23 protein-coding genes and 1 other annotated feature are annotated in these 24,588 nt (G+C 40.3%); of the genes, 18 read left to right on the top strand and 5 right to left on the bottom strand.

Annotation, left to right across the window (positions count from 1 at the left end):
- Positions 1-54 precede the first annotated feature (54 nt).
- Together BUA02_RS11150 and BUA02_RS11145 are read left to right on the top strand one after the other, a co-directional pair.
- On the top strand, positions 55-570 hold the full coding sequence (locus BUA02_RS11150; RefSeq protein WP_072704104.1) for an NUDIX hydrolase: 516 nt from the start codon (positions 55-57) through the stop codon (positions 568-570).
- Position 571: 1 nt separating this feature from the next.
- Positions 572-1,381 carry a YlmH/Sll1252 family protein gene (locus BUA02_RS11145; RefSeq protein ID WP_072704101.1) on the top strand — a complete coding sequence of 270 codons (810 nt, stop codon included), beginning with the start codon at positions 572-574 and terminating at the stop codon, positions 1,379-1,381.
- 6 nt (positions 1,382-1,387) lie between these two features.
- Here the strand turns inward: BUA02_RS11145 and BUA02_RS11140 are convergent, their stop codons facing one another.
- Entirely contained in the window at positions 1,388-1,930 is a 543-nt protein-coding gene (locus BUA02_RS11140; RefSeq protein ID WP_072704098.1) for a glutathione peroxidase, read from the bottom strand.
- 155 nt (positions 1,931-2,085) lie between these two features.
- On the opposite strand from BUA02_RS11140, the gene BUA02_RS11135 reads away from it, so the two are divergent.
- Together BUA02_RS11135 and BUA02_RS11130 are read left to right on the top strand one after the other, a co-directional pair.
- Positions 2,086-2,913: an alpha/beta hydrolase gene (locus BUA02_RS11135; RefSeq protein ID WP_072704096.1), complete on the top strand. Its 828-nt coding sequence runs from the start codon at positions 2,086-2,088 to the stop codon at positions 2,911-2,913.
- Positions 2,914-2,928: 15 nt separating this feature from the next.
- Complete coding sequence (locus BUA02_RS11130) at positions 2,929-3,867, top strand: 3'-5' exonuclease (RefSeq protein WP_072704093.1); 939 nt, start codon at positions 2,929-2,931, stop codon at positions 3,865-3,867.
- A gap of 15 nt (positions 3,868-3,882) precedes the next feature.
- Here BUA02_RS11130 and BUA02_RS11125 read toward each other — a convergent pair whose 3' ends face one another.
- The gene (locus BUA02_RS11125) at positions 3,883-5,334 is read right to left on the bottom strand and encodes a D-alanyl-D-alanine carboxypeptidase family protein (RefSeq protein WP_143147418.1); all 1,452 of its coding nucleotides are present in this window, start codon (positions 5,332-5,334) and stop codon (positions 3,883-3,885) included.
- A gap of 92 nt (positions 5,335-5,426) precedes the next feature.
- On the opposite strand from BUA02_RS11125, the gene trmB reads away from it, so the two are divergent.
- From trmB to BUA02_RS11110, 3 genes are read left to right on the top strand one after another with little or no spacing between them, the layout of a single operon-like run.
- Positions 5,427-6,080, top strand: coding sequence for a tRNA (guanosine(46)-N7)-methyltransferase TrmB (trmB, locus tag BUA02_RS11120; protein WP_071177324.1), 654 nt, complete (start codon positions 5,427-5,429; stop codon positions 6,078-6,080).
- Positions 6,080-6,400, top strand: a complete 321-nt coding sequence (gene trxA, locus BUA02_RS11115; protein ID WP_071177323.1) for a thioredoxin — start codon at positions 6,080-6,082, stop codon at positions 6,398-6,400. Before trmB ends, trxA begins: the two co-directional genes overlap by 1 nt.
- Before the next feature lie 43 nt (positions 6,401-6,443).
- On the top strand, positions 6,444-7,118 hold the full coding sequence (locus BUA02_RS11110; RefSeq protein WP_072704087.1) for an SH3 domain-containing protein: 675 nt from the start codon (positions 6,444-6,446) through the stop codon (positions 7,116-7,118).
- Position 7,119: 1 nt separating this feature from the next.
- On the opposite strand, the gene BUA02_RS11105 is transcribed toward BUA02_RS11110, so the two are convergent.
- Entirely contained in the window at positions 7,120-7,569 is a 450-nt protein-coding gene (locus BUA02_RS11105) for a hypothetical protein (protein WP_143147417.1), read from the bottom strand.
- A 30-nt stretch (positions 7,570-7,599) separates the two neighbouring features.
- Here BUA02_RS11105 and murI point away from each other — a divergent pair, with 30 nt between their 5' ends.
- From murI to proS, 4 genes are all read left to right on the top strand, one after another.
- Positions 7,600-8,418 carry a glutamate racemase gene (gene murI, locus BUA02_RS11100; protein ID WP_072704081.1) on the top strand — a complete coding sequence of 273 codons (819 nt, stop codon included), beginning with the start codon at positions 7,600-7,602 and terminating at the stop codon, positions 8,416-8,418.
- Positions 8,419-8,537: 119 nt separating this feature from the next.
- Positions 8,538-10,769 (top strand): anaerobic ribonucleoside-triphosphate reductase, encoded by a 2,232-nt coding sequence (gene nrdD, locus BUA02_RS11095; protein WP_072704078.1) that lies wholly within the window; start codon positions 8,538-8,540, stop codon positions 10,767-10,769.
- A gap of 88 nt (positions 10,770-10,857) precedes the next feature.
- Complete coding sequence (gene nrdG / locus BUA02_RS11090; protein ID WP_072704075.1) at positions 10,858-11,409, top strand: anaerobic ribonucleoside-triphosphate reductase activating protein; 552 nt, start codon at positions 10,858-10,860, stop codon at positions 11,407-11,409.
- Between the two features lie 296 nt (positions 11,410-11,705).
- Positions 11,706-11,929, top strand: a binding site (T-box leader).
- A gap of 74 nt (positions 11,930-12,003) precedes the next feature.
- Complete coding sequence (proS, locus tag BUA02_RS11085; protein ID WP_072704072.1) at positions 12,004-13,437, top strand: proline--tRNA ligase; 1,434 nt, start codon at positions 12,004-12,006, stop codon at positions 13,435-13,437.
- Here the strand turns inward: proS and BUA02_RS11080 are convergent.
- Together BUA02_RS11080 and BUA02_RS11075 are read right to left on the bottom strand one after the other, a co-directional pair.
- Positions 13,434-15,128, bottom strand: coding sequence for a GGDEF domain-containing protein (locus BUA02_RS11080; protein WP_072704069.1), 1,695 nt, complete (start codon positions 15,126-15,128; stop codon positions 13,434-13,436). The two genes, proS and BUA02_RS11080, sit on opposite strands and share 4 nt — an antisense overlap.
- Positions 15,121-16,839 carry a GGDEF domain-containing protein gene (locus BUA02_RS11075; RefSeq protein WP_083572744.1) on the bottom strand — a complete coding sequence of 573 codons (1,719 nt, stop codon included), beginning with the start codon at positions 16,837-16,839 and terminating at the stop codon, positions 15,121-15,123. The genes BUA02_RS11080 and BUA02_RS11075 overlap by 8 nt, the downstream gene beginning before the upstream one ends.
- A 78-nt stretch (positions 16,840-16,917) precedes the next feature.
- Between BUA02_RS11075 and BUA02_RS11070 the strand changes: the two genes are divergently transcribed.
- The 7 genes from BUA02_RS11070 to ftsH all read left to right on the top strand — a co-directional run bounded on the left by BUA02_RS11070 (position 16,918) and on the right by ftsH (position 24,493).
- A complete protein-coding gene (locus tag BUA02_RS11070) occupies positions 16,918-18,276 on the top strand; it encodes a CCA tRNA nucleotidyltransferase (RefSeq protein WP_072704063.1) in 1,359 nt (452 codons plus the stop codon).
- Between the two features lie 3 nt (positions 18,277-18,279).
- On the top strand, positions 18,280-19,986 hold the full coding sequence (locus tag BUA02_RS11065) for a PEGA domain-containing protein (RefSeq protein WP_072704060.1): 1,707 nt from the start codon (positions 18,280-18,282) through the stop codon (positions 19,984-19,986).
- Positions 19,987-20,226, top strand: a complete 240-nt coding sequence (locus tag BUA02_RS11060) for an RNA-binding S4 domain-containing protein (protein ID WP_072704056.1) — start codon at positions 19,987-19,989, stop codon at positions 20,224-20,226.
- A gap of 68 nt (positions 20,227-20,294) precedes the next feature.
- Positions 20,295-20,606: an FtsB family cell division protein gene (locus BUA02_RS11055; RefSeq protein ID WP_072704053.1), complete on the top strand. Its 312-nt coding sequence runs from the start codon at positions 20,295-20,297 to the stop codon at positions 20,604-20,606.
- A gap of 109 nt (positions 20,607-20,715) precedes the next feature.
- The gene (gene tilS / locus BUA02_RS11050; protein WP_207647717.1) at positions 20,716-22,080 is read left to right on the top strand and encodes a tRNA lysidine(34) synthetase TilS; all 1,365 of its coding nucleotides are present in this window, start codon (positions 20,716-20,718) and stop codon (positions 22,078-22,080) included.
- A gap of 4 nt (positions 22,081-22,084) precedes the next feature.
- Positions 22,085-22,609: a hypoxanthine phosphoribosyltransferase gene (hpt, locus tag BUA02_RS11045; protein WP_071177309.1), complete on the top strand. Its 525-nt coding sequence runs from the start codon at positions 22,085-22,087 to the stop codon at positions 22,607-22,609.
- Positions 22,610-22,633: 24 nt separating this feature from the next.
- Entirely contained in the window at positions 22,634-24,493 is a 1,860-nt protein-coding gene (gene ftsH, locus BUA02_RS11040) for an ATP-dependent zinc metalloprotease FtsH (protein ID WP_072704047.1), read from the top strand.
- The last annotated feature ends 95 nt before the right edge of the window (positions 24,494-24,588 follow it).

Here is a 24,588-nt window from a genome sequence, read left to right as displayed (position 1 = left end):
TTATCCGGAAATGTATATTATGATGTAAAGACAGTAGATTATTGGAGGGTTATCATGGCAAAAAGAGAAGGACTTACAACTCTTTGTTACATAGAAAGAGATGATGAATACTTGATGCTTCATAGAATTTCCAAGAAGAATGATCTTAGTAAGGATAAGTGGCTTGGTGTGGGCGGACATTTTGAGGATAATGAGAGTCCGGAAGAATGCATCAAAAGGGAGATATTTGAAGAGTCAGGATATGACATTCCGCTAGATGAGATTGATTACCGTGCGATCATCACATTTATTTCTGACAGAGGTGACTATGAGCTTATGTCTCTTTTCACAGCCAAATGTCCAGGTGGGGAGCCAAAAGAGTGTGATGAGGGCAAACTTGAGTGGGTAAAAAAGAAGGATGTATACGGTCTTAATCTGTGGGAGGGAGACAAGATCTTCTTTAAACTTATGGAGGAAAGCGACAAGTTCTTTTCTCTTAAGATGGCCTATGATGTTAATGACAAGCTAAGAGAAGCGGTTCTTAACGGAAAACAACTGGACTACAAAAAGATGCTTGAAGAGATTGGATAAAATGGAAGAAAAATCAAAGGATTTTCTGGCTGGTAGGGTAAAAGATCTTGCTACCAGAGCATATATGAACAACTTTATAACTCACACAGACTTTTTGTCTGTTTCAGAAATCGCTATGTTTCATCAGATCCTTGCTAGCGAAGGAGTATCTTCAAACGTGCATGAATACTGCGGCGCAAGGTATGTGATCTATGGCGGATTTGATGACGCTGAAAGAGCTATGGTCTGTTTTTTACCAGATTATATGGATGAAGAGACATTTCTTTTATCAGAAAAAAGTCAGCAGACAGTTCTAAGCTGTGTCAGCATTAAGCCGGTAAACAGTAAGTTTTCAGATGATCTAAATCACAGAGATTATCTTGGAAGCCTTATGAATCTTGGGATAGAAAGAGATCAGATAGGAGATATCTTATCTGGAGACAAGCAGGCCTACGTGTTTGCAACACCTGAGATTGCGCAGATGATATGCAAAGAACTCATAAGGATCAGGCACACTTCTGTTAAGTGCGAAGTTGTAAACGCCAGTGAATGTGACATCAGACCTGAGTTTGAGGAGATACAAGGAAGTGTTGCTTCTGAGAGAATAGATGCGATCCTGGCATTTGTGTACCATTTATCAAGGTCGGAAGCTCAAAAGCTTATTGAGTCTGAATCAGTTTTTATTGATGGAAGGACAGCCTACAGCGGCGGCTATGATCTAAAAGAAGGCGCCCGGGTGTCAGTTCGTGGCCATGGCAAATTTATCTACCAAGGACAACAAAATGTAACACGCAAAGGACGCCTTTTTGTATCAGTTAAGAAGTTTATTTAAGAAATATCAGATGAGGGATGCTACGCAAGCAGCAACTTTTTCCATTTTCTCAGTTGGCTCGAAGCGGGCAACAACATTGCCTTCGCGGTCAACTACGAACTTTGTGAAGTTCCACTTGATGTCAGGATTTTTCTTGTAATCCTTGTCGATCTTCTTGAGCATAACATTCATTGCAAGGGCAGCAGGACCGATTCCAAAGCCTTCAAAGCCCTTCTGCTCTTTAAGGAACTTAAATACAGGAAGCTGATTCTCACCGTTTACATCAGCTTTTTTCATCTGAGGGAATTTGGTGTTGTAATGAAGCTGGCAGAACTCGTGAATCTCTTCATCAGTACCAGGAGTCTGGCCTGCAAACTGATTACAAGGAATATCAAGAACTTCAAAGCCATGCTCATGGAACTGTTCATACATTTCCTCAATGTCTTTGTAATGAGGAGTGAATCCGCAACCAGTGGCAGTATTAACAACAAGAACAACTTTACCCTTGTAGTTCTCAAGAGAGAATTCGTTTCCCTGAGCATCAGTTACTGAATAATCATAGAAACCCATTATTTTTACCTCCATTTTTATAAAAGTAAGCGCAACCAATCATTTAATTTAATGTAATTATATTGTACACAATATAAAATGTCAATATATATTGCAATTATTTTTTTGTCATTTTATAGTTTATAGGACAGACTAGATATTACGGGGGTTACAAGATGATCTACAAAGAATTTTCTATAACAGAAGAGGGCTCATTAGACTATGCAAAGCTCACAGTATATATTCAGCAGCCTTCAGATTCATTAAAGATTACAAAGAGGCCGCTGGTTCTTTTGTGCCCAGGCGGTGGTTATGAATACACATCAGATAGAGAAGCTGAGCCAATGGCACTTAGCTTTATGGCAAAGGGCTTTAATGCGGCAGTACTTAGATATTCATGTGCTCCAGCAGTTTTTCCAACAGCTCTTTTGGAGCTTGGAAGATCTATTCTCATCATCAGAGAACATGCTGATGAATGGGAAGTCGACAAAGATGCTATAATTGTAGAAGGATGTTCTGCAGGCGGACATCTTGCAGCAAACTATGCTTGCATGTGGAAGAGAGATTTTGTTTCTAAGGCTCTTTTGGGAGAAACATCAGATGAGATAAAAGAGAAGCTTCGTCCCAATGGACTTCTTTTATGTTATCCTGTTATCACTTCAGGAGAGTTTGCTCATCAGGGTTCATTTGAACATCTCCTAGGCGATAAATACGAAGAAAAGAAAGAAGAGCTTTCTTTAGAAAAATGCGTAAACAAGGACGTTCCCAAGACTTTCATCTGGCATACATTCACTGATGGATGCGTTCCTGTTGAGAATTCTCTTTTATTTGCTACTGCTCTTAAAAGAGAGAATATAAATACTGAGCTTCACATTTTCCCAGAGGGTGAGCATGGCCTTTCGCTTGCAAATGATCTTACCCTTAGTAACTGGGGAAATGAAGTGGTTCCAGAAGTAGAAGTGTGGATAGACCTTGCTACTAACTGGTTAAAAAAGTTCTTTTAAAGAAAGAATCGTTATATGAGTAATTTTATTGTTTTTGACCTTGAGTGGAATCAGGGCGAGACGCCAGCAACACTTGACGGTAAGACTCTTACCTTCGAGATTGTCGAGATTGGTGCAGTAAAACTTAATGAGAATAGGGAAAAGATCGGCGAGTTTTCAAGGCTTATCAAACCTCAGGTTTTCAAGGAAATGCACAAGATAACGGGTAAGCTCATCCATCTTTCCATGGAAGACCTTGAAAATGGTGGAAGCTTTCAGGATGTTGCCAGAGATTTCCTGGAGTGGTGTGGTCCAGAGCCTAAGTTTTGCAGTTGGGGGCCGCTTGATCTAAGAGAGTTTCAGAGTAACCTGGATTTCTTTGGACTTCCTCTATTAGCTGACAGACCAATAGCATTTTATGATGTTCAGAAGTTATATAGCCTTGCTTATGATGATGGCCGTACCAGAAAGGCTCTTTCTACAGCAGTTGAAGAGCTTAAACTAGATAGTGATATACCATTTCATAGAGCCCTTGCCGATGCTGCATACACTGCAGAAATCTTTAAGACCTTTGATGAGAGGGTATTAAAGCGAATCTCCTTTGATACTTATGTTACTCCAAAGTCCAAAAAACAGGAGATCAGGATCGTATTTGATAACTACGAGAAATACATTTCCCGTGAGTTTGATACTAAGGAAGATATCTTAGAGAACATGGAGATAATGAGCACAAAGTGCTATATCTGCCACAAGAATCTAAGACGCAAGATAAAGTGGTTTTCTCCAAATGGTAAGCATTATTATGCTGTAGCTTTTTGTGACAAGCATGGATTTATGAAGGCTAAGGTCAGAATCAAAAAAGCCGAGAATGGAAGATTATTTGTAGTTAAGACCTGTAAGTTTATCTCTCCAGAAGATATGGAGGATATGAAGAATAAGCAACGGAAAGTAAAAAAGAGGCAGAATCCTCAGTGATTCTACCTCTTTTTTTTATTTGAACCTGTTCTTGAATCGGCCGCGTTTGAATTCTCTTTTTCTACGTCTGTATCGTATCTTGTCACTTCTGCTGCTAAATGTTCGATGATGGAAGGCTCTGGATCCTACGGAACCAAAGATGGTAAGGAGTATGATTATTGCTACAGCAATTATAAGCAGGATCCTGACATCTATGTAGATTGTGTGCATGCCGCCAAGGGTGGCATCGCTTGGTGCCTTTGACAATGAGTAGCACAGCATTGCGTAGCCGACAGGCACTTTATTGTACGTATAGCTTATTTTGGCAAGAGCTGTAGGATATGCCTCTTTTTCCTGAACAGTAAGGTCATAGGACACAGCGTAACTTGTATCGTTAATAGATGAGGTCTTTGGCAAAATGATGGAGCTGGTATCGTCAAGACTAAGGATGTTACCTGACTTACCAAAAACGTCATTTTCTGATTCAAAGAACAATGAATCATTTGGCATATATCGTGACTCATTGTCTGCAACGTTCACTAGATGGAAATTGTTAAAGGCGTAGTCGAAAAGCGTAACAGTATCAGTGAACTGTGTAGGTGACTCTTCCATGAATACTATGCACACAAGCTTCATGCCATCGCGCTCAGCACAGGTAACAAGTGTTTCTCTTGCAAGGTCTGTGTAACCAGTCTTACCTCCAACTATTCCGTCGTATTTGATCTCGCCGGTTATGAGCTTGTGCTTGTTATTTAGATAGAACTCATCTGGCTGTGTGGCTGTCGGTTCAAAATGGTACCTGGGAGTGTTGGCCACATTACAAAGCAGTTCATTACTAAAAAACTCCGAAGAGATAAGAGCAAGGTCGTAAACACTTGTGTAGTGGTTATCTTCCTGAAGACCATTTGTGTTAGCAAAATGTGTGTTGGTGCAACCAAGGGACTTTGCCTTGTCATTCATGAGCTTGATGAAATTGTCTATACTGCCGCTTACATGTTCTGCAACAGCATTTGCAACTTCATTGGCACTTCCAACCATGATTCCGTAGAGGGCTTGCTCAAGGGTTATGGATTCGCCTACGTCCATGCCAATGCTGGAACCATCATGAGGAACACTAAATACTGCATCATGTGAAAAGGTCACCATATCACTAAGGGCCGCATTTTCAGCTGCTAAAAGGCAAGTCATGATCTTGGTAGTGCTGGCAGGATAGAGCTCTTCATGGATGTTCTTGGCATAAAGGATCGTGCCGGTGTTAACCTCCATGACAATAGCTGATTCAGCAGATACTTCCGGACCTTCGGGCCAGTTAGGAGTGCCGTTGCTTTGGATAGGAAGGGTCTTCCTTTGGGCAGCAGCTTCTTCGTAATTGGGCGTATCAGCATGAACATCAAGCGTAAAGGCACATGCGCAGATCGTAAACGTCAGAAGAGCTGAGATTATCTTAAATATGCAGTTCTTTTTGTTAGTAAATAAAGATAAAATCATAACATGTAAATCATACAATATTTGAACAGAACTTTTCAACTTGGAGCAAATGTTGTAAAATTCTTTTATAAGAATTACAGGTAGGAAATGGAATGCGTTTACGAAATATCGCGGGATCCAGAGAGGTAATCGCTGATAGCGAGTTTACTATCAAGGATCCAGAGAAGAAAAAAGGACTTTGGAAAAAAGAAGTCTTTGGAAATGACAACGAAATACATATCGAGATTGGTATGGGAAAGGGAAGATTCCTGATGGATATGGCAGCTCTCAATCCTGATATCAATTACGTAGGAATTGAAAAGTATTCCAGTGTACTTCTCAGAGCGATCCAGAAGCAGGAACAGCTTCTTTTACCTAATGTGAAATTTATCAGAATGGAAGCAGAGAATATCACTGATGTTTTTGCTCCATCTGAAGTTGGTAAGATTTATCTTAACTTCTCAGATCCTTGGCCAAAGGACAGACATGCTAAGAGAAGACTTCCTTCAAGGGAGTTCCTTGGAAGATATGACAAGATCCTTAAAAAGGACGGAGTTGTAGAGTTCAAGACTGATAACAAGGATCTTTTCCAGTTCGCGCTTGATGAGGTTGAGCCGGCAGGTTGGAACTTAGATGCTGTTACATACGATCTTCATCACGATGAGACCATGAATGAGGGTAACGTGATGACGGAGTATGAAGAGAAGTTCTCATCAATTGGCAACCCAATATATAAATATATTGTAAGCAGAAAGGGGACAACGTAATGGATTACACATTAAACAGCCAGAATTTCGAAGAAGAAGTTTTAAAGAGCAAATTGCCAGTATTGGTTGATTTTTCAGCTGATTGGTGCGGCCCTTGCAAGATGATGGCCCCAATGATCGATGAATTTGCTGAAGAGTATGAGGGGGAACTTAAGGTCGGTAAGATAAATGTTGACCAGTCACCTGATGTGGCCCAGAAGTACAATGTAATGTCTATTCCAATGTTTGCTTTCTTCAAGAATGGCGAAGTTGTTGAGACAGCAGTTGGAGCACTTAATAAATCAAAATTACAAGGAATTATAGACAAGGTGCTGGCCTAATAGGTCAGCACTTTAGTTTAATCAGAACTGATAGGAGTAAGTTTTGGCTGATAAGATTGCTAATTTTTCAGATTACAAGAAAAGAGAGTCTGAAAAAAACGAAGAAGTGAAAAAAGATCTTTCAGAAACTACAGAGATCAATAATATCGAGATCGTGGATCCGTATAATTTCTTTAACGCTGAGGAAAGAGAAGAGTACTTCAAAGAGAGACAAAAGGAGTCTTTGGAAGAGCCTCGCAGAGAAGAACGTCATGAAGATTCTGAAGACGAGTACGACGAAGAGGATTATGAGGAAGAGTACGACGAAGAGGACTATGAGGACGCTGAAGAGGATGAAGAAGATGAGGAGCGCGGCGGAATTACGCCTGAACTCCTTGTAAGGATCGCATCCATTATTACTGGTGTTTTCATTTTGGTTATGATCGCTTTTGCTGTTAAGGTGAAAGTGTTTGATAAATATCTCAATGATCCAGACGAGCAGCAGACTGAAGTAACTGCGCTTCCAACTGGTTTTGTAGAAAAGAATGATACGGTAACTGTGACAGGTGCATCATCTCTTAACCTGCGTTCTGGCCCAAGTACAGACAGTGCAAAGGTTGGAACTGTTGACGAGGGAACACAGCTTAAGAGAATAGCTGTAGCAGAGGATGGTTCCTGGGCTCTTGTGGAATATGAGGGCCAGCAGGTTTACGCATCCATGAAATACCTTAAAGAATAAATTATCTACTTCTGGAATGAAGCCAGGAATAAAACCTGTCCTGTGCTTCTAAAAGAGTATTACTAGAACGTGAGAAGGTATCGGCGTGGGAAAGAACTTCTTCCACACTGGTATCCTTGGCGTGATCAGCAATTTTTTGAGCACAAGTTTTTTCTAATGACTGGTAATCCATGTTTACCAGAAGAGTTCCGTGCAGTGACTTTATAGATGTGTATAGTGTAGGATATTTCTTTTGCACCAGAGAGAATTCGTCAAGAATCTGCTCTCTTGACTGCAGACAGAATAGAATGTAGATAGATTCCACTATTTCAGGAGGCTCAATCTCATCCTGATATGAATTTTCCTCATAACCATCTTTAGTTGCATAGTACTCACAGATCTCCTGTACAAGAGATCCTATTTTTGTGTTGTCATATAATTTTTGTAATTCGTCAAATTTTTTCTCGCTCATATCATTAGTATAGCAAAAGAGGAAACAATTATGAAGATTGGCATTTTCGATTCTGGTATAGGCGGAATGTCTGTTTTGCATGAAGCTTATCACAGATTGCCAAATGAAAAATACATATTTTACGCAGATACAGAGCATGTGCCTTATGGTCTTAAGACTCCTGAGCAGATAACAGGCTACGCAATTAATATTGCAGAATTCCTGATCGATCAGGGAGCAGAGGCAATTGTTGTGGCTTGCAATACAGCTACCAGCGTGGCAATCAAGGAGCTTCGAAGGAGATTTGACATACCGATTCTTGGTATGGAACCTGCCGTAAAACCGGCTGTTGAAGTGACAGATAAAAAGCGTATAATGGTCATTGCGACTCCGGTCACAATAAGAGAAGATAAGCTCAAAGATCTTCTTCACAGAGTTGATGAAGAGCACAGAGTAGACCTTCTTGCCATGCCTAGACTAGTAGAGTTTGCTGAGCGTGAGGAGTTTGATTCGGAGGACGTTCACAAATATATCGAGGAGCAATTTTCTGCCTTCGATAAAGATAAATACTGCGCACTGGTTCTTGGGTGCACACATTTCAACTATTTCAAGCCAGAGTACAGGAGATACTTTGGGGATGATACGCTTCTGATTGATGGAAATTATGGAACTATCCACCATTTAGCAGACGTTCTTGGACTTAATATGTCATCAGATCAAGATAAAGTGATTTATTTTGAAGACTACCACAATATGTTGTGCCAGTGTAATACAGATTTTTATTTCTCAGGAAAAAAAGTTGAGGACCCGAAAACGCTAGAACACATATGCAGACTGCACAATAGACTGGAATTGGTAAGAAAAAATTAATAATTTACTTACTTGAATTAAACAATATAATGTACTATCATTAAATTGTGACCACAAGATATAGTGATTTAAAATCTTGAATCGTAATTTTAGTTTATATTTTTTATTAGGGGGCTTTTATGAAGATCATTAAGAGAAGCGGTAAAGAAGTTACATTTGACGGAAATAAGATTCTTGCTGCTATCGAAAAAGCTAACAATGAGGTGACTGACGAGAAGAAGTTAACATCAGGTCAGATCAGCGACATTGAGAGAAGCGTTGAGAGTAAGTGTGCGTCTCTTACTCGTGCTGCCAGCGTGGAGGAAATCCAGGATATGGTCGAGGATGACCTTATGAAGTCTGGTAAGTTTGAAGTTGCAAGAAAGTACATAACATACCGCTACAAGCATGCTCTTGTGAGAAAGTCTAATACAACTGACGAGCAGATCATGTCTCTTATTGAGTGTAACAATGAGGAAGTTAAGCAGGAGAATTCTAACAAGAATCCTACTGTTAACAGCGTTCAGAGAGATTACATGGCGGGAGAAGTTTCTAAGGACATCACTAAGAGATTTCTTTTACCAGAAGATGTAGTTAAAGCTCATGAAGAAGGTCTTATCCACTTCCATGATTCAGACTACTTCGCACAGCATATGCACAACTGCTGTCTTGTAAACCTCGAGGATATGCTCCAGAATGGTACAGTTATTTCTGAGACCATGATCGAGCGTCCAAAGAGCTTTTCAACAGCTTGTAATATTGCAACACAAGCAATTGCTCAGATCGCCAGCTCACAGTACGGCGGACAGAGTATTACATTGTCTCACCTGGTTCCATTTGTTGATGTCAGCAGACAGAAGTTCCGTAAGGAAGTTGCTCTCGAGTTTGAGACAGCAGGAATGAAGATCAACAAGAAGCAGGTAAATGAAATCGCAGAGATGCGTGTTAGAAAAGAAATCGAGAGAGGATGTCAGGTTATCCAGTATCAGGTCATCACTCTTATGACTACAAATGGTCAGGCTCCTTTCATTACAGTATATATGTATCTTGATGAGGTACCAGAAGGACAGACTAGAGAAGACCTTGCAATGGTGATCGAGGAGATGCTCAAGCAGCGTATCCTTGGTGTTAAGAATGAAAAGGGACAGCTTATTACACCAGCATTCCCTAAGCTCATCTATGTACTTGATGAAGACAATATCCATGAGGATTCTAAGTACTGGTACTTAACAGAACTTGCAGCTAAATGTACAGCTAAGCGTCTTGTTCCTGATTATATCTCTGCTAAGAAGATGAAAGAGCTCAAAGGCGGCGATGTATATCCTTGTATGGGATGTAGATCTTTCCTTACACCTGATAATGAGAATGTTCCTGAAGGTTTCTGTAACGCAGGCAACAAAGCTCATGCTAAGAACTACAAAGAGGGAGATCATAAGTACTACGGACGTTTCAATCAGGGTGTTGTAACTCTTAACCTTGTTGATGTTGCTTGTTCTTCAAACAGAGATGAAGAGAAGTTCTGGCAGCTCATGGAAGAGAGAACAGAGCTCTGTAAGAGAGCACTTATGTGCAGACACAACAGACTCCTTGGAACTCCTTCAGATGTTGCTCCTATTCTTTGGCAGAACGGAGCACTTGCAAGACTTGCTAAAGGCGAAGTTATTGATCCATTGTTATTTGGTAACTACTCAACTATTTCTCTTGGTTATGCAGGTCTTTGTGAATGTACAAAATACATGAAGGGTGTTTCTCATACAGATCCTAAGGGTAAAGATTTTGCTCTTAAGGTTATGCAGTTCCTTAATGATAAGTGTGCTAAGTGGAGAGCTGAGACAAACGTATCATTTAGCTTGTATGGAACTCCACTTGAGTCTACAACATATAAGTTTGCAAAGTCACTTCAGAAGAGATTTGGCATTATCCCTGAAGTAACAGACAAGAACTACATTACAAACAGCTATCATGTTCATGTAACTGAGCAGATCGATGCGTTTACAAAGCTTAAGTTTGAATCTGAGTTCCAGGCTCTTTCACCAGGAGGAGCTATCAGCTATGTTGAGGTTCCTGATATGAACAGCAACATTGAGGCAGTTCTTTCAGTAATGAAGTACATTTATGACAACATTATGTACGCTGAGCTTAATACTAAGTCAGACTACTGTCAGTGCTGTGGCTACGATGGAGAGATCAAGATCGTTACAGACACAGACGGCAAGCTTATCTGGGAATGTCCTAACTGTGGTAACCGCAATCAGGACAAGATGAATGTAGCAAGACGTACATGTGGTTATATCGGAACACAGTTCTGGAATCAGGGAAGAACACAGGAGATCAAAGAGAGAGTTCTTCATATGTCTAATTCCAAAAATTAAATTATGAGGGTATGAAAAAGTATAAATAGATTAGTTTAAGCCAGGATTATTTCCTGGCTTAAACTTTCCTGTAAATAGAGAGGTCACTATGAATTACGGAGAGATTCTTTATACAGATGTAGCAAATGGAATAGGTTGCAGGACTTCGCTTTTTGTTTCTGGCTGTACGCACCATTGTAAGGGTTGTTTTAACGAAATGACCTGGGATTTTAACTATGGTAAGCCTTTTACAAAAGAGGTTGAGGATGAGATCATTGAGACTTTGAAGCCTGATTACATTGATGGTTTGACGATCCTTGGCGGCGAACCGATGGAAGTAGTAAATCAGAAGGTATTAAGGCCTTTTATCGAGCGCATCAAAAAAGAGGTTCCTAAAGCTACTATCTGGATATATTCAGGCTATACTTGGGAAGAACTTACAGATGCAAACAATAAGCGCTGTCACAGTGATGATACAGACAAGATTCTCTCAATGATCGATGTTCTTGTAGATGGCGAGTTTATGCTGGATAAGAAGGATCTGATGCTTAGATTTAGAGGATCTTCTAATCAGAGAGTAATAAATGTTCCAGAAACTCTGGCACAGGGAAAAGTTGTACTGTCCAAATATAATGACAGAGATACTTCAAGATCTGTATAAAGAAAAAGAAGACTGTTGGGGACAGTCTTCTTTTTGGGTAGGAACCGGAAATTCCCACCAAATTGTTAGAGGTTTTATAAAGGAAATACGTTATGGCGAACGTAAATCGACTATATAAATTGTCAGATCCGCATCTGATATATTGATTGTAACCCATCAATATAGGCTCTGAAAGTGCTTACATGGTACAAAATGTTGAAAATATTGACTGTTACTGTTCACAGTTCATGGTAACGAATGACTTGGGCAGGCTTGACAATAAAAGATAATGTGAATAAAATCTTTTTTAAATAAAAAAATAGACGTTGAAGAGGAATAGTAGCTTAGAATAAACGTCCCAGAGAGAGAGCAGTTGGTGTGAAGCTCTTACGATAAAAAAGCGAACCAGCCTTGGAGTCCTGTATGAAAGCGTTTGCATAAGTACAGCGTGTCCCGCGTTAAGGGTGATAATGAAGTGAAATCTGTTTTGAATGTAAACAGATTTAAATAGGGTGGTACCGCCGAGTCTTCGGTCCCTGTTATTAGGGATGCGAAGGCTCTTTTTATTTTCTATAAGCCTCGTATCCACTTCATAAGAGAAAGAGGAGAAAAGAAATGGCAGACAACAAGAAACTTGTAGCCGAGATCACATCTATGGATGAGGATTTCACACAATGGTACACAGACGTTTGTATTAAAGCTGATCTTGTCAGCTACTCAAACATCAAAGGGTGCATGGTTATCAAACCTGCAGGATATGCAATCTGGGAGCTTATTCAGAAGCACCTTGATGCTAGATTTAAAGAAACTGGCGTACAGAACGCATACCTTCCAATGTTTATTCCTGAGTCACTTCTTCAGAAGGAGAAGGATCATGTAGAGGGCTTTGCTCCAGAAGTAGCATGGGTAACACATGGCGGACTTGAGCCACTTACAGAGAGATATTGCGTAAGACCTACATCAGAGACTCTTTTCTGTGATTATTACAAGGGAGAGATCCACTCATACAAAGATCTTCCACAGGTTCTTAACCAGTGGTGCAGCGTAGTTCGTTGGGAAAAAGAGACTAGACCATTCCTTAGAAGCCGTGAATTCCTCTGGCAGGAAGGCCACACAGCTCATGCAACTATGGAAGAGGCTGAAGCTCGTACACAGCAGATGCTCAATGTATATGCTGATTTCCTTGAGAACGATATGGCTATACCAGTAATCAAGGGACAGAAGACAGATAAAGAAAAGTTCGCTGGAGCAGAGGCTACATATACAGTAGAAGCTCTTATGCATGATGGCAGAGCGCTTCAGAGTGCTACCAGCCACAACTTTGGCGATGGATTTGCTAAGGCATTTGGCATTCAGTATGCAGGTAAGGACAATCAGCTTCACTATGTATATCAGACATCATGGGGACTTACAACACGTACAATCGGTGCTATGATCATGGTTCACGGTGACAATTCAGGACTTGTTGTACCTCCTAAGATCGCTCCAATTCAGGTTGTTGTTATTCCTATTCAGCAGAAGAAGGAAGGCGTTCTTGATGCAGCTTATGATATTGCTAAGAGTCTTTCTGATTTCAGAGTTAAGACTGATGATACAGACAGAACTCCAGGATTTAAGTTCTCTGAGCAGGAGATGAGAGGTATTCCAGTTCGTGTCGAGATTGGACCAAAAGATCTTGAAGCTGGAAAGTGCGTTCTTGTAAGACGTGATACCAGAGAGAAGATTGAATGTGCAATCAGCGATGTTCATACAAAGGTTGGAGAACTTCTTGATCAGATCCAGAAGGATATGTATGACAGAGCAAAGAAGCATCTCGAAGCACACACATTTGCAGCTCACAACAAGGATGAGTTTGCAGAGAGCTTCAAGGAGACAAAGGGCTTTGTAAAGGCTATGTGGTGTGGATGCCGCGAGTGTGAAGACAAGATCAAAGAGGAGTTCAACGTAACAAGCCGTTGTATCCCATTTGAACAGGAAAATCTTTCCGATACATGTGTAGTATGCGGAAAGCCTGCTAAGAAGATGGTTTATTGGGGCAGAGCTTATTAATTAAGCTCATGCCTTTCAGAAATAGCTGCATAGTGCTTGCGCTTATAGTCGTACATTCTCTTGTCGGCTAGCATGAGCACTGTGTGGCTATTTTTTTCTTCTGTTTCTGTATTATTGGCGTAACCAAAGGAGACACTGTGATTGATCTCGGGATCAGTGTCATCTAGCTCAGCTAATTTATTTGTAAGAATCTTTAGAAGTTCATCTAATCTGTTTTTGTCAGTAAAATCTGTAGTGACGATAAATTCATCTCCGCCGATACGGAAGCATTCTCCAGTATCTTTGAAGGTAGAAGAAAGAGCATCGGCAAAGTCTTTAAGAAGTCTGTCGCCTGCCGGATGACCGGAGTTATCGTTGACATCTTTTAATCCGTTAAGGTCCAAGCTGATTATGCTGTAATCCTTGTTGGAATTACTAAGTTCCATGAGCTTTTTATCGCTGCTGGCTCTGTTGGGAAGGCCAGTTAAGTTATCCACATAAGCAATCTGAGCGAGAGAAGCATACTCTTTTCTCTGTGCATAAGATCTGGTCATGAAGATGAAGTAGTTAAGGAGCTGCGTAAAGACAAAAAATAGAGATCCAAAAGGTATGAGTATCTTTGAAATATGAAGCTGCCTATAGTCTACCACTTTATTAGAGATGTCTATGATCGGATAGATCACGAGAGAAGCGCATAAAACGGTCAATCCAAACATAGTCAGTTTTATAGAATAATTCTTGGTCTTGCTCCTAAAATCAAAGAAGTCGTAACACAGAATAACTATAATGCTGATAAGAGCAAAAATGTAATAAGCATGTGCAAAATGAATAAGATGAACAAAGCCTAAAGCGTGCAGCAAGAGGAAGAAAACGCTAAAGGCAAAAGTTGAAGCTCCTAGCAGCAGGATTGGAAAGCTGTCTAATCGTTTATGCAGCTGCTGAACAAGAAGATACATTGAAGGAACAATAAGATACATTGCTGTATATTCAACTGTTGTGCTTATTGTCTTGCTCATGAAAAAGATTGATACGTCAAAAGCAGTGATCATCCACAGTCCTAGTAAAATGCATATGATGGAACTGATAAGCTGCGGAAATACACCTGATGTTCGGAGATAGAACAAAAGGGAGATAGCCAAAAATACGATTCCAAATACGATAAGAAAAATGCTGGTCAAAAAAGGAAACATTACTGAGTGAGCCAGATATCTTACAAGTTCGTCGAAATTTCCAAGCTTAGGGCTTACAAGATCACTTCTTGTTCCGTTTTCAGTAACATAGAGTTTTATTGACAGCTTTTTTCCAACATAATCAGAGCCAAGAGGTACTAAGTTATAGCCTATTCCAACAAAAGAGTTGTCGGTTCTGGCATTAGTATCAGCTGAAGCGATAAGCTCGCCATCAAGAAAAACTTCGTAGGCGCAGTGCTGGGTCTTGAACATGAGATATGGGAAAGGCTCATTTATCTGCTCTATTGGTCTGTTGTAATTGAGGGTTACTACATCACCTTTTGTGAAGGTGGAGCCTACCTGTGAGCTTAAGGTCTCGAGATTAGTATTTAAATATTTTTCATTGCGATAAGTTACTATCCAGCCGCGATCTAGTGTCATAAAGGCAAATTGCGGATTGAAAAAAAGAATGTGTACTAGAGACATAAAAAATACTGTTATCAGGACTAAAGCGAGGCTGAGGAATGAAGTGAATTTACGCATGTCTGCTATCCTCCTTTTCGTCGCCGTGGTGTTCTCTCTTCATTTCATACATTCTGGAATCTGCAAGCATATAAACTTCTTTGGCTGAACCGCTAGGAACTTCATAACTGTAGGCATAACCATAAGAAGCACTATAGGTAAATGCCTGTTCCTTACGATTCCATTCTTCAAGGATGGAATAAAGCTCGTGGATTCGCTTAGTGCAGTTAAGAGAGTGTTCCTCGATCAGGATTACTATAAATTCGTCTCCGCCCATTCTGCCAATGAGATTTGCGTCCCAGAAGCATTCAGAAAGGATAGTTGAAAAACCAGTCAGAAGACGGTCGCCTTCGTGGTGACCGAGGGTATCATTTATATGTTTTAATCTGTTAAGGTCAAAACTGATCAGGGTATAGATGTTTTTTTCTTCTGAAAGCATGTTCATAACCTGCTCGCAGCGGGCTCTGTTGGCAAGACCTGTGAGAGCATCGGTATATGCAAGGCTTTTGATGTGGCTCTGCATAGATGCAAAGTTATTGCTGTATACATTGTAATAAAGATAACTTACTAAAAGACAGCAAACAAAAACAAATGAACCAATTGTAAATCCAATCAGATCTGTGTTTGCTTCGCCTTCCGATCTGAAGTATTTATTGAAATTAAATAAAAAGATATCGGATATAGCAAGTACGATGAATATGACAAGTCCAATAAGGAAGATGGAATCTGACGGAGAAACTCGTCTTTCCTTTGAATGTCTGTGGCTAAGCTGCTCATGGATTATAAGTGCAAAAGTAATAATGGCTTCTGCATTGGCTACAACATGTAGGATTATAGAAAACATAGAGAATGGCAGCAGGCCTGAAAAGTGAAGTATGATCGATGAAAAGAACAAAATGACATCAAGAATAAACAGGCTCAAGAATACCTTTTTCTTTTTGCCTGAAAAAAGTGAAGCAAAATATCCAAGGATAGCTGTTGGAATATTGTATAATGCGGCATATTCTGCGATGGAATTGATATATGAATCATCGACAATAAGACCTAAAATGCCATAATAAGCAAGGATATATGTTCCAAGGAGCAAGGAGATAAGACCGCTGAAGAAGAGTCTTAAGTCATTGTCGTGGTATATGATCAGATAAGGAGAAAGGATCATCAAAAGAAAACCAAGGAAAGAGAAGAATGCTCCTGCCAGGAAGTAGATTCCCATGGTGTATAGGTTATAGAAAAAAATATCCTTGCGTTCTCCGATATAAACATTTGAAAGCCCAGAAGAAGGAAGCTCTTTGCTTCCAGAAATTGTGATAGTAAGCTTTTTGCCTGCATATGAGCGGCTTAATGGGGCATTATTATAATATTTAGGAATGGAAAAGTTACTGTTTTCTGTGTCCTCATCGCGAGTTGTGTAGATGAGGTCGTCGTCAATGTAGATCTCTGTAATTGCATGAACAGAGCGGAAGTATATGGAAGGTTCAATATACTTTAACTCTGGTACTGTGGTAGTAAGCACGATAACATCAGAGTCGTCTATGATACCGGTATTGGCATCCTTCAGGCTCCGTACAGGAAGAATATTTCCGTTTAATGAAATTTCCCAATCATTTAAGTTGATGATGGGGGCGCTTGGGGTAGGTGCTATGTGTAAAAATGTTGTTAAAAAGATCACCCCGGCCGCAAGTAGCAGAGAGATCAGTGCCACTACGATTTTACGATTGATTTTATACTCCATGCTACTAGTATATATCGAAAAAAAGAAAAATCCCAGCGAATTGTTCACAATAATAAGTGTTTAGGATATGATGATGATATGAAGATTATTTTACCAGAGAATGTAAAAACTATACTGGATACCATGCATGGTGCTGGTTTTGAGGCATATGTTGTCGGCGGATGCGTTAGAGATGGCGTTCTGGGAAGAGAACCTCAGGACTGGGATATTACAACAAATGCGCTTCCGGAAGAGACCAAAAAGCTCTTTAGAAGAACGATAGATACCGGAATAGAGCATGGTACAGTTACTATAATGATAGGCAAAGAAGGATATGAAGTAACAACCTATCGAATTGATGGCAAGTATGAGGATAGTAGGCATCCAAGCGAGGTTACATTTACCAAAAACCTCACAGAAGATATGAAGCGTAGGGACTTTACAATAAATGCCATGGCCTACAATGAAGAGGAAGGCTTAATAGACAGATTTGGCGGTCTTGATGACATTAAGGATAAAGTTATCAGATGCGTCGGAGATCCAAAGGAAAGGTTTTCAGAGGATGCCCTTAGGATCATGAGAGCAGTCAGATTCTCAGCGCAGCTTGATTATGAAATAGAAGAAAAAACCAAAGAAGCGGTAAAAGAGCTGGCGCAGAACCTTAGCAAGATAAGTGCTGAAAGAATACAGACAGAGCTCGTTAAGCTGGTTACTTCTGATCATCCTGAAAAGCTAAAAACAGCCTATGAGCTTGGCGTGACAAAAGTGATACTTCCTGAATTCGATAAATGCATGGAAACAGCTCAGAACAACCCACATCACATGTACAATGTGGGTGATCATATTATTTGCTCTATGGAGAATATCAGGGCAGATAAGGTTTTGAGACTTACGATGCTGATGCATGATATCGCAAAACCTGCTACAATTACTGTAGATGATGAAGGTGTGTGTCATTTTACAGGTCATAGCGAGCTTGGCGTTCAGATGGCTCATTCTATATTCAGAAGACTTAAATTTGACAGAGACACCATGGACAGAGCGTGCAATCTGATCAGATATCATGATGATCGCTTTCCTGCAACTCCAAAGGCTGTTCGCAGAGCAATGAACAGAGTGGGTGTCGATGAGTTTCCATATCTTTTGGAAGTCAGATACGCTGATACTATGGCACAGAGTATGTACTATCGCCAGGAGAAACTACAGCTGATAGAGGATACTAAAAAGGTATATGAAGAGATCCTTGCAAAAAAGGATTGTGTAACATTAAAGGATCTTGCTGTTAATGGCAAAGATCTCATCAGCCTTGGTGTGACACCAGGTAAAAAGATAGGTGAGATATTAAGTGCCATGCTTGATGATGTTCTGGATAATCCTGAACACAACAGCAAGGAATATTTGTTAGAGCCGGAGCGCCTAAAGAAGACATTCTTGATGGATCAGATAAATGAGGGGTGAATCATGAGAAGCTTTGGTAAATGCTTGAAAAAATCTATATCTGTAATTGTGGCAGCAGCTATGGTGATGGCTACCGCCAGCACTACAGTTTATGCAAGTAGTGACAGTGATAAGATATCAATATCGATGATCGATAAATATGATTCGGCGGACACAGCTGCAATCAGAGCTATCGATACAGAGCAAAAACTGATACGTTTTAGAAATCATGCGACAGGTAAGACATATACACTAAGCTATGACAATACCAGCATGATGTACGATGTGAGAGGAACAGTTCTTTCTCCTAGCTTATTAGAAGTAGGTCAGATAGTAGATGTTAAGTTCCTAAAGAGTACCAAACATATCACATCACTTAATGTTTCAGCACAGGCCTGGACAATAGACAGTACCAGAGATCATGACCTAGTTCGAGGAGATGGAACAGCAAGAGTTAAGGGTGAATCTTACAAGATGGATGCCAGAACTCTTATCATGGCTGATGGAGAGCCAGCACTTGCTGACAATATCCTTGCGACAGACAAGATCAAAGTCTGCGGTATAGATAAAGAGATATACAGCGTTGTTGTTACAAGTGGACACGGCTATGTAAGTCTTTCTTCTGATATAGTAGAAGATCAGAGTCTTGTAGGTGCATGGATAGAACTTGATAATGAAGTAATCTACAAGATATCACCAAACATGCTGCTTAGCGCTCCAGAAGGAGATTATAACCTTCAGATCCTTGGAAATGGTGCAAATTACAAATCAGAAGTCAGCATTTCAAGAAATCAGGAAACTGTTGTAGATACAAGTGAGATCACGATCAACAAGCCAAAAGAGGGCCTTGTTACATTTCAGATCATACCTGAATCTGCAGAAGTTTTTGTGGATGGAGAAAAGGTTCTTACAGGAATTCCTCAGTCTGTTAAGTATGGTTATCATAACCTCAAGATCATGGCTGATGGTTACATTACTCAGAACAGGTATTTAAAGGTTGGAACAGCAAAGTCTGTAGTAAATATAGAACTGGAAAAAGAGGATGATGGAAGCGAAGCGTCGACAAATTCTCTTTCTACAAGTTCAGGTTCAGTAGACAATAGCACCAGCAAGACCAGCATGGGAACAAGCCATGGTGATGTTGCCAACAGCAAAAAAAGTGCAGCTTCTGTTGCATCAACAGTTAGTAGCAACAGTTCCGCTTCCTCAAGTGTTAATCAAGTAATAAAGGGATATTACATATATTTTGATGAGCCATACGGTGCAGAAGTGTACTTTGATGGAAGTTACATAGGAGTAGTTCCTACCAGCGTTCCAAAGATCTCAGGTAACCACGAGATTATCCTCAAACAGGACGGTTACCAGACCAAGAGCTACAGGGTCAAGATCGACAAAGAAGAAGATAACGTTAAGTATGAGTTCCCAGATCTTGTTAAGATTGAAGAGCAGTCCAGCTCTTCTGGAAACACATCTTCTTCCGGATCAAACGGATCAACCTCTAGTGGAAATGCTAGTACAGAGGCCTCCTCTGAAGCTTCAACCGGAGCTTCAAAAGAGTCACCGACAGAAGCTTCATCAGAAAGTTCTACGGCAGAAGCTTCTGATAAAGCCAGCAGCAAGGAACATGGTGCTGGAACAGAAGGCAGTACTACTGCGGCGGGAACAGGAAAAACAACTAAAGAATCAGAAAAGGCAGGAGATGCTGCAAGTACGGCATCAGGAGAAGATTAAATGAGACTGGATAAATATTTAAAAGTAACAAGACTTATCAAGCGTCGCACAGTGGCAAATGAAGCCTGTGATGCTGGAAGAGTTCAGATCAATGGCAAGCCAGCCAAGGCATCTACAGATGTTAAGGTGGGTGACAAGATTACAATAGGCTTCGGTAACAAGGATGTGAGTGTTGAAGTGCTGGATGTTCAGGAAACAGTTCACAAAGAAGATGTAACGAACCTGTATCGCTATATTTGACAGCTTTTTATTGCATGTATTAAAATGTAATTAAATAAGACATTCTATGAAAATGAGTGGGGTAAAAAATGGCAACAAGAGCACGCTATAAAAGGCGTCGTTCTCAGAACAGAGCAGGCGTAATCTGGGCAAGCTTTGTAGTACTCATTCTTGTGACAGTTGTTTCTATCAAGAGTGTGGGACTTATGAAGAAAGCCAAGGATTATGAGGCTAAAGAGGCAGCTCTTCAGCAGCAGATCGAGCAGGAGATGGCCAGATCAGAAGAAATCGCTGAGTTCGAGAGATACACACAGACGCGTAAGTATATAGAGGATACAGCAAGAGAGAAACTTGGACTTGTTTATCCGGGAGAAATTATCTTTAAAAACGAGGATAAGTAATTAATAGCGCAGACATCAAGATTGAGTCTGCGCTTTAATTTATTTTTGATGGAATACGTACATGAACGCATTTGAGAGCAAAGTTTTAAACTTCATAAGGGATAACCACATGGTAAAAGAGGGAGAGTCTGTTCTTGTGGGATTATCGGGTGGAGCAGATTCCATGGCTCTTATGACTGTGTTATATGAGCTGAAAGAGGTTCTTGGGATCAGTCTTTTTGCGGCGCATGTAAATCATATGATCAGGCCGGAAGCTGGGGAAGATGCAGCTTTTTCCAGACAGTATTGTGAAAAAAAAGGTATTCCATTTTATCTTTTTGAAGAAGATGTTCCTGAATATAGCAAAAAGATGCATCTTACTGAGGAAGAGGCTGGAAGAGTAGTAAGATACAATGTCTTTTCAGAACTTATTAAGGATAAAAAAATAGATAAGATCGCAGTTGCGCATCATCAGAATGATGCGGCGGAGACATTTCTTTTAAATCTATTCAGAGGAACGGGTATCAGGGGCGGAAGCGGTATAAGACCTGTCAGAGATAACATCGTCAGACCTCTTTTGTGCGTATCAAGAGCAGAGATAGAGGCATATCTTGGAGAAAAGGGTATTGGCTACTGCACGGATTCAACCAATCAGGAAAATGATCACACCAGAAACAAGCTTAGAAACGTGGTTCTTCCTTTTGTTCAGGGAGAGGTAAACAGCGCGGCGGTAGATCATATAGTCAGAGCCAGCAGGGAGATTGGCCAGGCCTATGACTATATCAGAGGGCAGGCAGACAGAGTGTTTGATAAGTGCTGCGTGGATACCGCAAAAGAAATCAGGATCGATCTGGATATATTGAGTAAAGAGCCAGAGATCATCAGGCGTTATGTGATCCTTAAGTGTTTTGAACTTATTGTTCCAGGAAGAAAAGATATTACTTCAACCCATGTAGATATGATCATAAATCTCATGGAGAGCACTGATGGCAGCGCTAGTCTCAATCTTCCTTACGGAATCAGGATCGAAAGGGCCTATGAAAAGCTCTTTTTCAAAAAAGAAGGAGAAGCAGAGCCTTCAAAAAAGCAAGGCATCTATAAGATCAGCAATCTCGAACCAGGCAGTGAATATGTATATGATCTTGGTGAGCTTGGCGTAGCAAATGTAAAAGTGATTTCTTATAATGAAAAGATGCTTATTCCAAGTGATACATATACTAAATGGTTTGATTGTGATAGAATACAAGAAGTCATTTTTAGATATAGACAGCCGGAAGACTATATCTATATCGAACAGGGCGAATCAAGTCACAAGAAAAAACTGTCCAAATTCATGACAGATGAGAAGATTCCTGCATCTCGCAGGGATAATATCTATGTTCTTGCAGAGGGAAACCACGTATTATGGATTCCTGGATATAGAATGAGCAGTTCTTTTAAAATTTGCAAAAAAACCCAAAAAATATTGGCTATATCAATTAGTAAAGGAGATTAAGAAATTGGCTGAATCAGTTCGTGTACTTCTCACAGAAGAAGAGGTTGACAAGCGTATTAAGGAGCTTGGAGAAGCTATTAGTAGAGATTATCAGGGAGAGACAGTTCACCTGGTATGTGTATTAAAGGGTGGAGTATTCTTTATGTGCGAGCTCGCAAAGAGAATCACTATCCCTGTAACAATGGATTTCATGTCTGCTTCTAGTTATGGAAGCTCAACTAAATCAAGCGGCGTAGTTAAGATCGTTAAGGACCTTGATGAGCCTCTTAAGGACAGACACGTTATCGTAGTTGAGGATATCGTAGATTCAGGAAGAACACTTTCATATCTTCTTAAGATGCTTGGCGACAGGGGACCAGCAAGCATTAAGCTCTGCACACTTCTTGATAAGCCTGAGCGCAGAGTAACAGATGTTAAGGTTGATTACACAGGATTCGAGATCCCAGATGAATTCGTAGTTGGATATGGTCTCGATTATGATCAGAGATACCGTAATCTTCCATATATCGGAGTTGTTGAGTTTAATTAACTACTTATAAAGGGGGAAAACCAATTGAATCGTTCAAAAGGCTATAACTCGATTTTCGCATTTGTAGTAGTTTTACTTCTCATAGTAGTATTTATCGAATATGGTAAGGGATTTATTTCTAATAATTCAGGAGCCTATTCTACAACTTCTTTGGCAGAAGATATAAAGGCTGGCAAAGTTGCATATGCAACTATAATGCCTAACGCCGAGACTCCAACTGGTGCAGTAAAAGTCAATTTTAATGACGGAACAGAAGAAGTAACCTTCTATACAACTGATGTTACAGTCATTGAGAAGCTTTTGACAGACAATGGAATAAAACATGAAGTAGAGGATGTTCCATCAGACAATATTCTCATCACAGGCATTATTCCTGTAATCGTAGGCCTTGTGGTAATGGTATTCATTTTCACTATGTTTACCAATATGCAGGCTTCCGGTTCAGGCAATAATCGTATGATGAATTTTGGTAAGAGTAGAGCAAGAATGTCTTCAAGTGAAGACAACAAGATCAGACTCGATGATGTGGCAGGACTTAAGGAAGAAAAAGAGCAGCTTTCAGAGATCATTGAGTTTTTGAAAGATCCAGAGAAATTCACCAGAGTTGGCGCAAGGATTCCTAAGGGCGTTCTCTTAGAGGGTGCACCTGGTACAGGTAAGACACTTCTTGCAAGAGCAGTTGCCGGTGAGGCTGGAGTTCCATTCTTTATCATTTCAGGCTCAGATTTTGTGGAGATGTTCGTAGGTGTTGGTGCATCAAGAGTAAGAGACCTCTTTGCAGAAGCCAAAAAGAACGCACCCTGTATCATATTTATTGATGAGATCGATGCAGTAGCAAGACGCCGCGGAACAGGTATGGGCGGTGGACACGATGAAAGAGAGCAGACTCTTAACCAGATGCTCGTAGAGATGGATGGTTTTGGTGTAAACGAAGGCATCATCGTTATGGCAGCTACTAACAGGGTAGATATTCTTGATCCAGCTATCCTGCGTCCAGGACGTTTCGACAGAAAGATAACTGTTACCAGACCTGATATTGGTGAGAGAGAAGCAATTCTTAAAGTTCATGCTCGTAACAAGCCTCTTGCAGATGATGTTGATCTCAAGACGGTTGCTCAGACTACAGCAGGATTTACGGGTGCAGATCTTGAGAATCTGTTAAATGAATCTGCAATCCTTGCAGCTACTAGTGATAGAAAATTTATTACGCAGAGTGATATCAACAGTTCTTTTACCAAGATCGGTATCGGTACAGAGAAGCATAGTAAGATCGTTTCTGATAAGGAAAAGAAGATAACAGCTTACCATGAGACTGGACATGCGATCCTTATGCATGTGCTTCCAGATGTGGGACCTGTTCACACTATTTCTGTTATTCCTACAGGACTTGGGGCAGCGGGCTACACTATGCCACTTCCTGACAAGGATGATATGTTCCTTTCAAGAAATCGTATGCTTGAGGATATCATGGTATCTCTTGGCGGTAGAATAGCTGAGGAGATCATCTTTGGTGATATCACAACAGGAGCATCAAGTGATATCAGAAAAGCTACTCAGGAAGCCAGAAGCATGGTTACAAAGTATGGTATGTCTTCAAATATCGGAGTTATCAACTATGATGACAATGAAGAGGACGTATTTATCGGATACGATATTTCTCACAAGAAGAATCACAGTGAGCTCATAGCAGGCGAGATCGATAAGGAAGTTAAGGCTATCATCGACAAGTGCTATGCTAAGGCAAAAGAGATCATTCTTCAGTATGAAGACGTTCTCCACAGTAGCGCAAAGCTCTTAGTAGAAAAAGAAAAGATTGGCAGAAAAGAATTCGAAGAATTATTCGAAGGAAAAGCTATTTCTGAAGAATTTGAATTAGAAATATAATTGTGCAATGTGCACAAAAATGAGAAGCTGTTTTTGACATATTTGTGAAGTATTAGTCTTTACGCGGGTTTGGGTGGATGTTAGTATAATATGCG

Source organism: Butyrivibrio hungatei DSM 14810 (genome assembly GCF_900143205.1).
Lineage (GTDB): Bacteria > Bacillota > Clostridia > Lachnospirales > Lachnospiraceae > Butyrivibrio > Butyrivibrio hungatei.
Note: the sequence above shows the minus strand (reverse complement) of the source record. Positions and strands in the feature narration are given on the sequence as shown.

Excerpts from the sequence above, each read along its gene's own strand:
- BUA02_RS11150 (WP_072704104.1), top strand. The coding sequence starts at position 55 with ATGGCAAAAAGAGAAGGACTTACAACTCTTTGTTACATAGAAAGAGAT.
- BUA02_RS11145 (WP_072704101.1), top strand. The coding sequence starts at position 572 with ATGGAAGAAAAATCAAAGGATTTTCTGGCTGGTAGGGTAAAAGATCTT.
- BUA02_RS11140 (WP_072704098.1), bottom strand. The coding sequence starts at position 1,930 with ATGGGTTTCTATGATTATTCAGTAACTGATGCTCAGGGAAACGAATTC.
- BUA02_RS11135 (WP_072704096.1), top strand. The coding sequence starts at position 2,086 with ATGATCTACAAAGAATTTTCTATAACAGAAGAGGGCTCATTAGACTAT.
- BUA02_RS11130 (WP_072704093.1), top strand. The coding sequence starts at position 2,929 with ATGAGTAATTTTATTGTTTTTGACCTTGAGTGGAATCAGGGCGAGACG.
- BUA02_RS11125 (WP_143147418.1), bottom strand. The coding sequence starts at position 5,334 with ATGATTTTATCTTTATTTACTAACAAAAAGAACTGCATATTTAAGATA.
- trmB (WP_071177324.1), top strand. The coding sequence starts at position 5,427 with ATGCGTTTACGAAATATCGCGGGATCCAGAGAGGTAATCGCTGATAGC.
- trxA (WP_071177323.1), top strand. The coding sequence starts at position 6,080 with ATGGATTACACATTAAACAGCCAGAATTTCGAAGAAGAAGTTTTAAAG.
- BUA02_RS11105 (WP_143147417.1), bottom strand. The coding sequence starts at position 7,569 with ATGAGCGAGAAAAAATTTGACGAATTACAAAAATTATATGACAACACA.
- murI (WP_072704081.1), top strand. The coding sequence starts at position 7,600 with ATGAAGATTGGCATTTTCGATTCTGGTATAGGCGGAATGTCTGTTTTG.
- nrdD (WP_072704078.1), top strand. The coding sequence starts at position 8,538 with ATGAAGATCATTAAGAGAAGCGGTAAAGAAGTTACATTTGACGGAAAT.
- nrdG (WP_072704075.1), top strand. The coding sequence starts at position 10,858 with ATGAATTACGGAGAGATTCTTTATACAGATGTAGCAAATGGAATAGGT.
- proS (WP_072704072.1), top strand. The coding sequence starts at position 12,004 with ATGGCAGACAACAAGAAACTTGTAGCCGAGATCACATCTATGGATGAG.
- BUA02_RS11080 (WP_072704069.1), bottom strand. The coding sequence starts at position 15,128 with ATGCGTAAATTCACTTCATTCCTCAGCCTCGCTTTAGTCCTGATAACA.
- BUA02_RS11075 (WP_083572744.1), bottom strand. The coding sequence starts at position 16,839 with ATGGAGTATAAAATCAATCGTAAAATCGTAGTGGCACTGATCTCTCTG.
- BUA02_RS11070 (WP_072704063.1), top strand. The coding sequence starts at position 16,918 with ATGAAGATTATTTTACCAGAGAATGTAAAAACTATACTGGATACCATG.
- BUA02_RS11065 (WP_072704060.1), top strand. The coding sequence starts at position 18,280 with ATGAGAAGCTTTGGTAAATGCTTGAAAAAATCTATATCTGTAATTGTG.
- BUA02_RS11060 (WP_072704056.1), top strand. The coding sequence starts at position 19,987 with ATGAGACTGGATAAATATTTAAAAGTAACAAGACTTATCAAGCGTCGC.
- BUA02_RS11055 (WP_072704053.1), top strand. The coding sequence starts at position 20,295 with ATGGCAACAAGAGCACGCTATAAAAGGCGTCGTTCTCAGAACAGAGCA.
- tilS (WP_207647717.1), top strand. The coding sequence starts at position 20,716 with ATGGTAAAAGAGGGAGAGTCTGTTCTTGTGGGATTATCGGGTGGAGCA.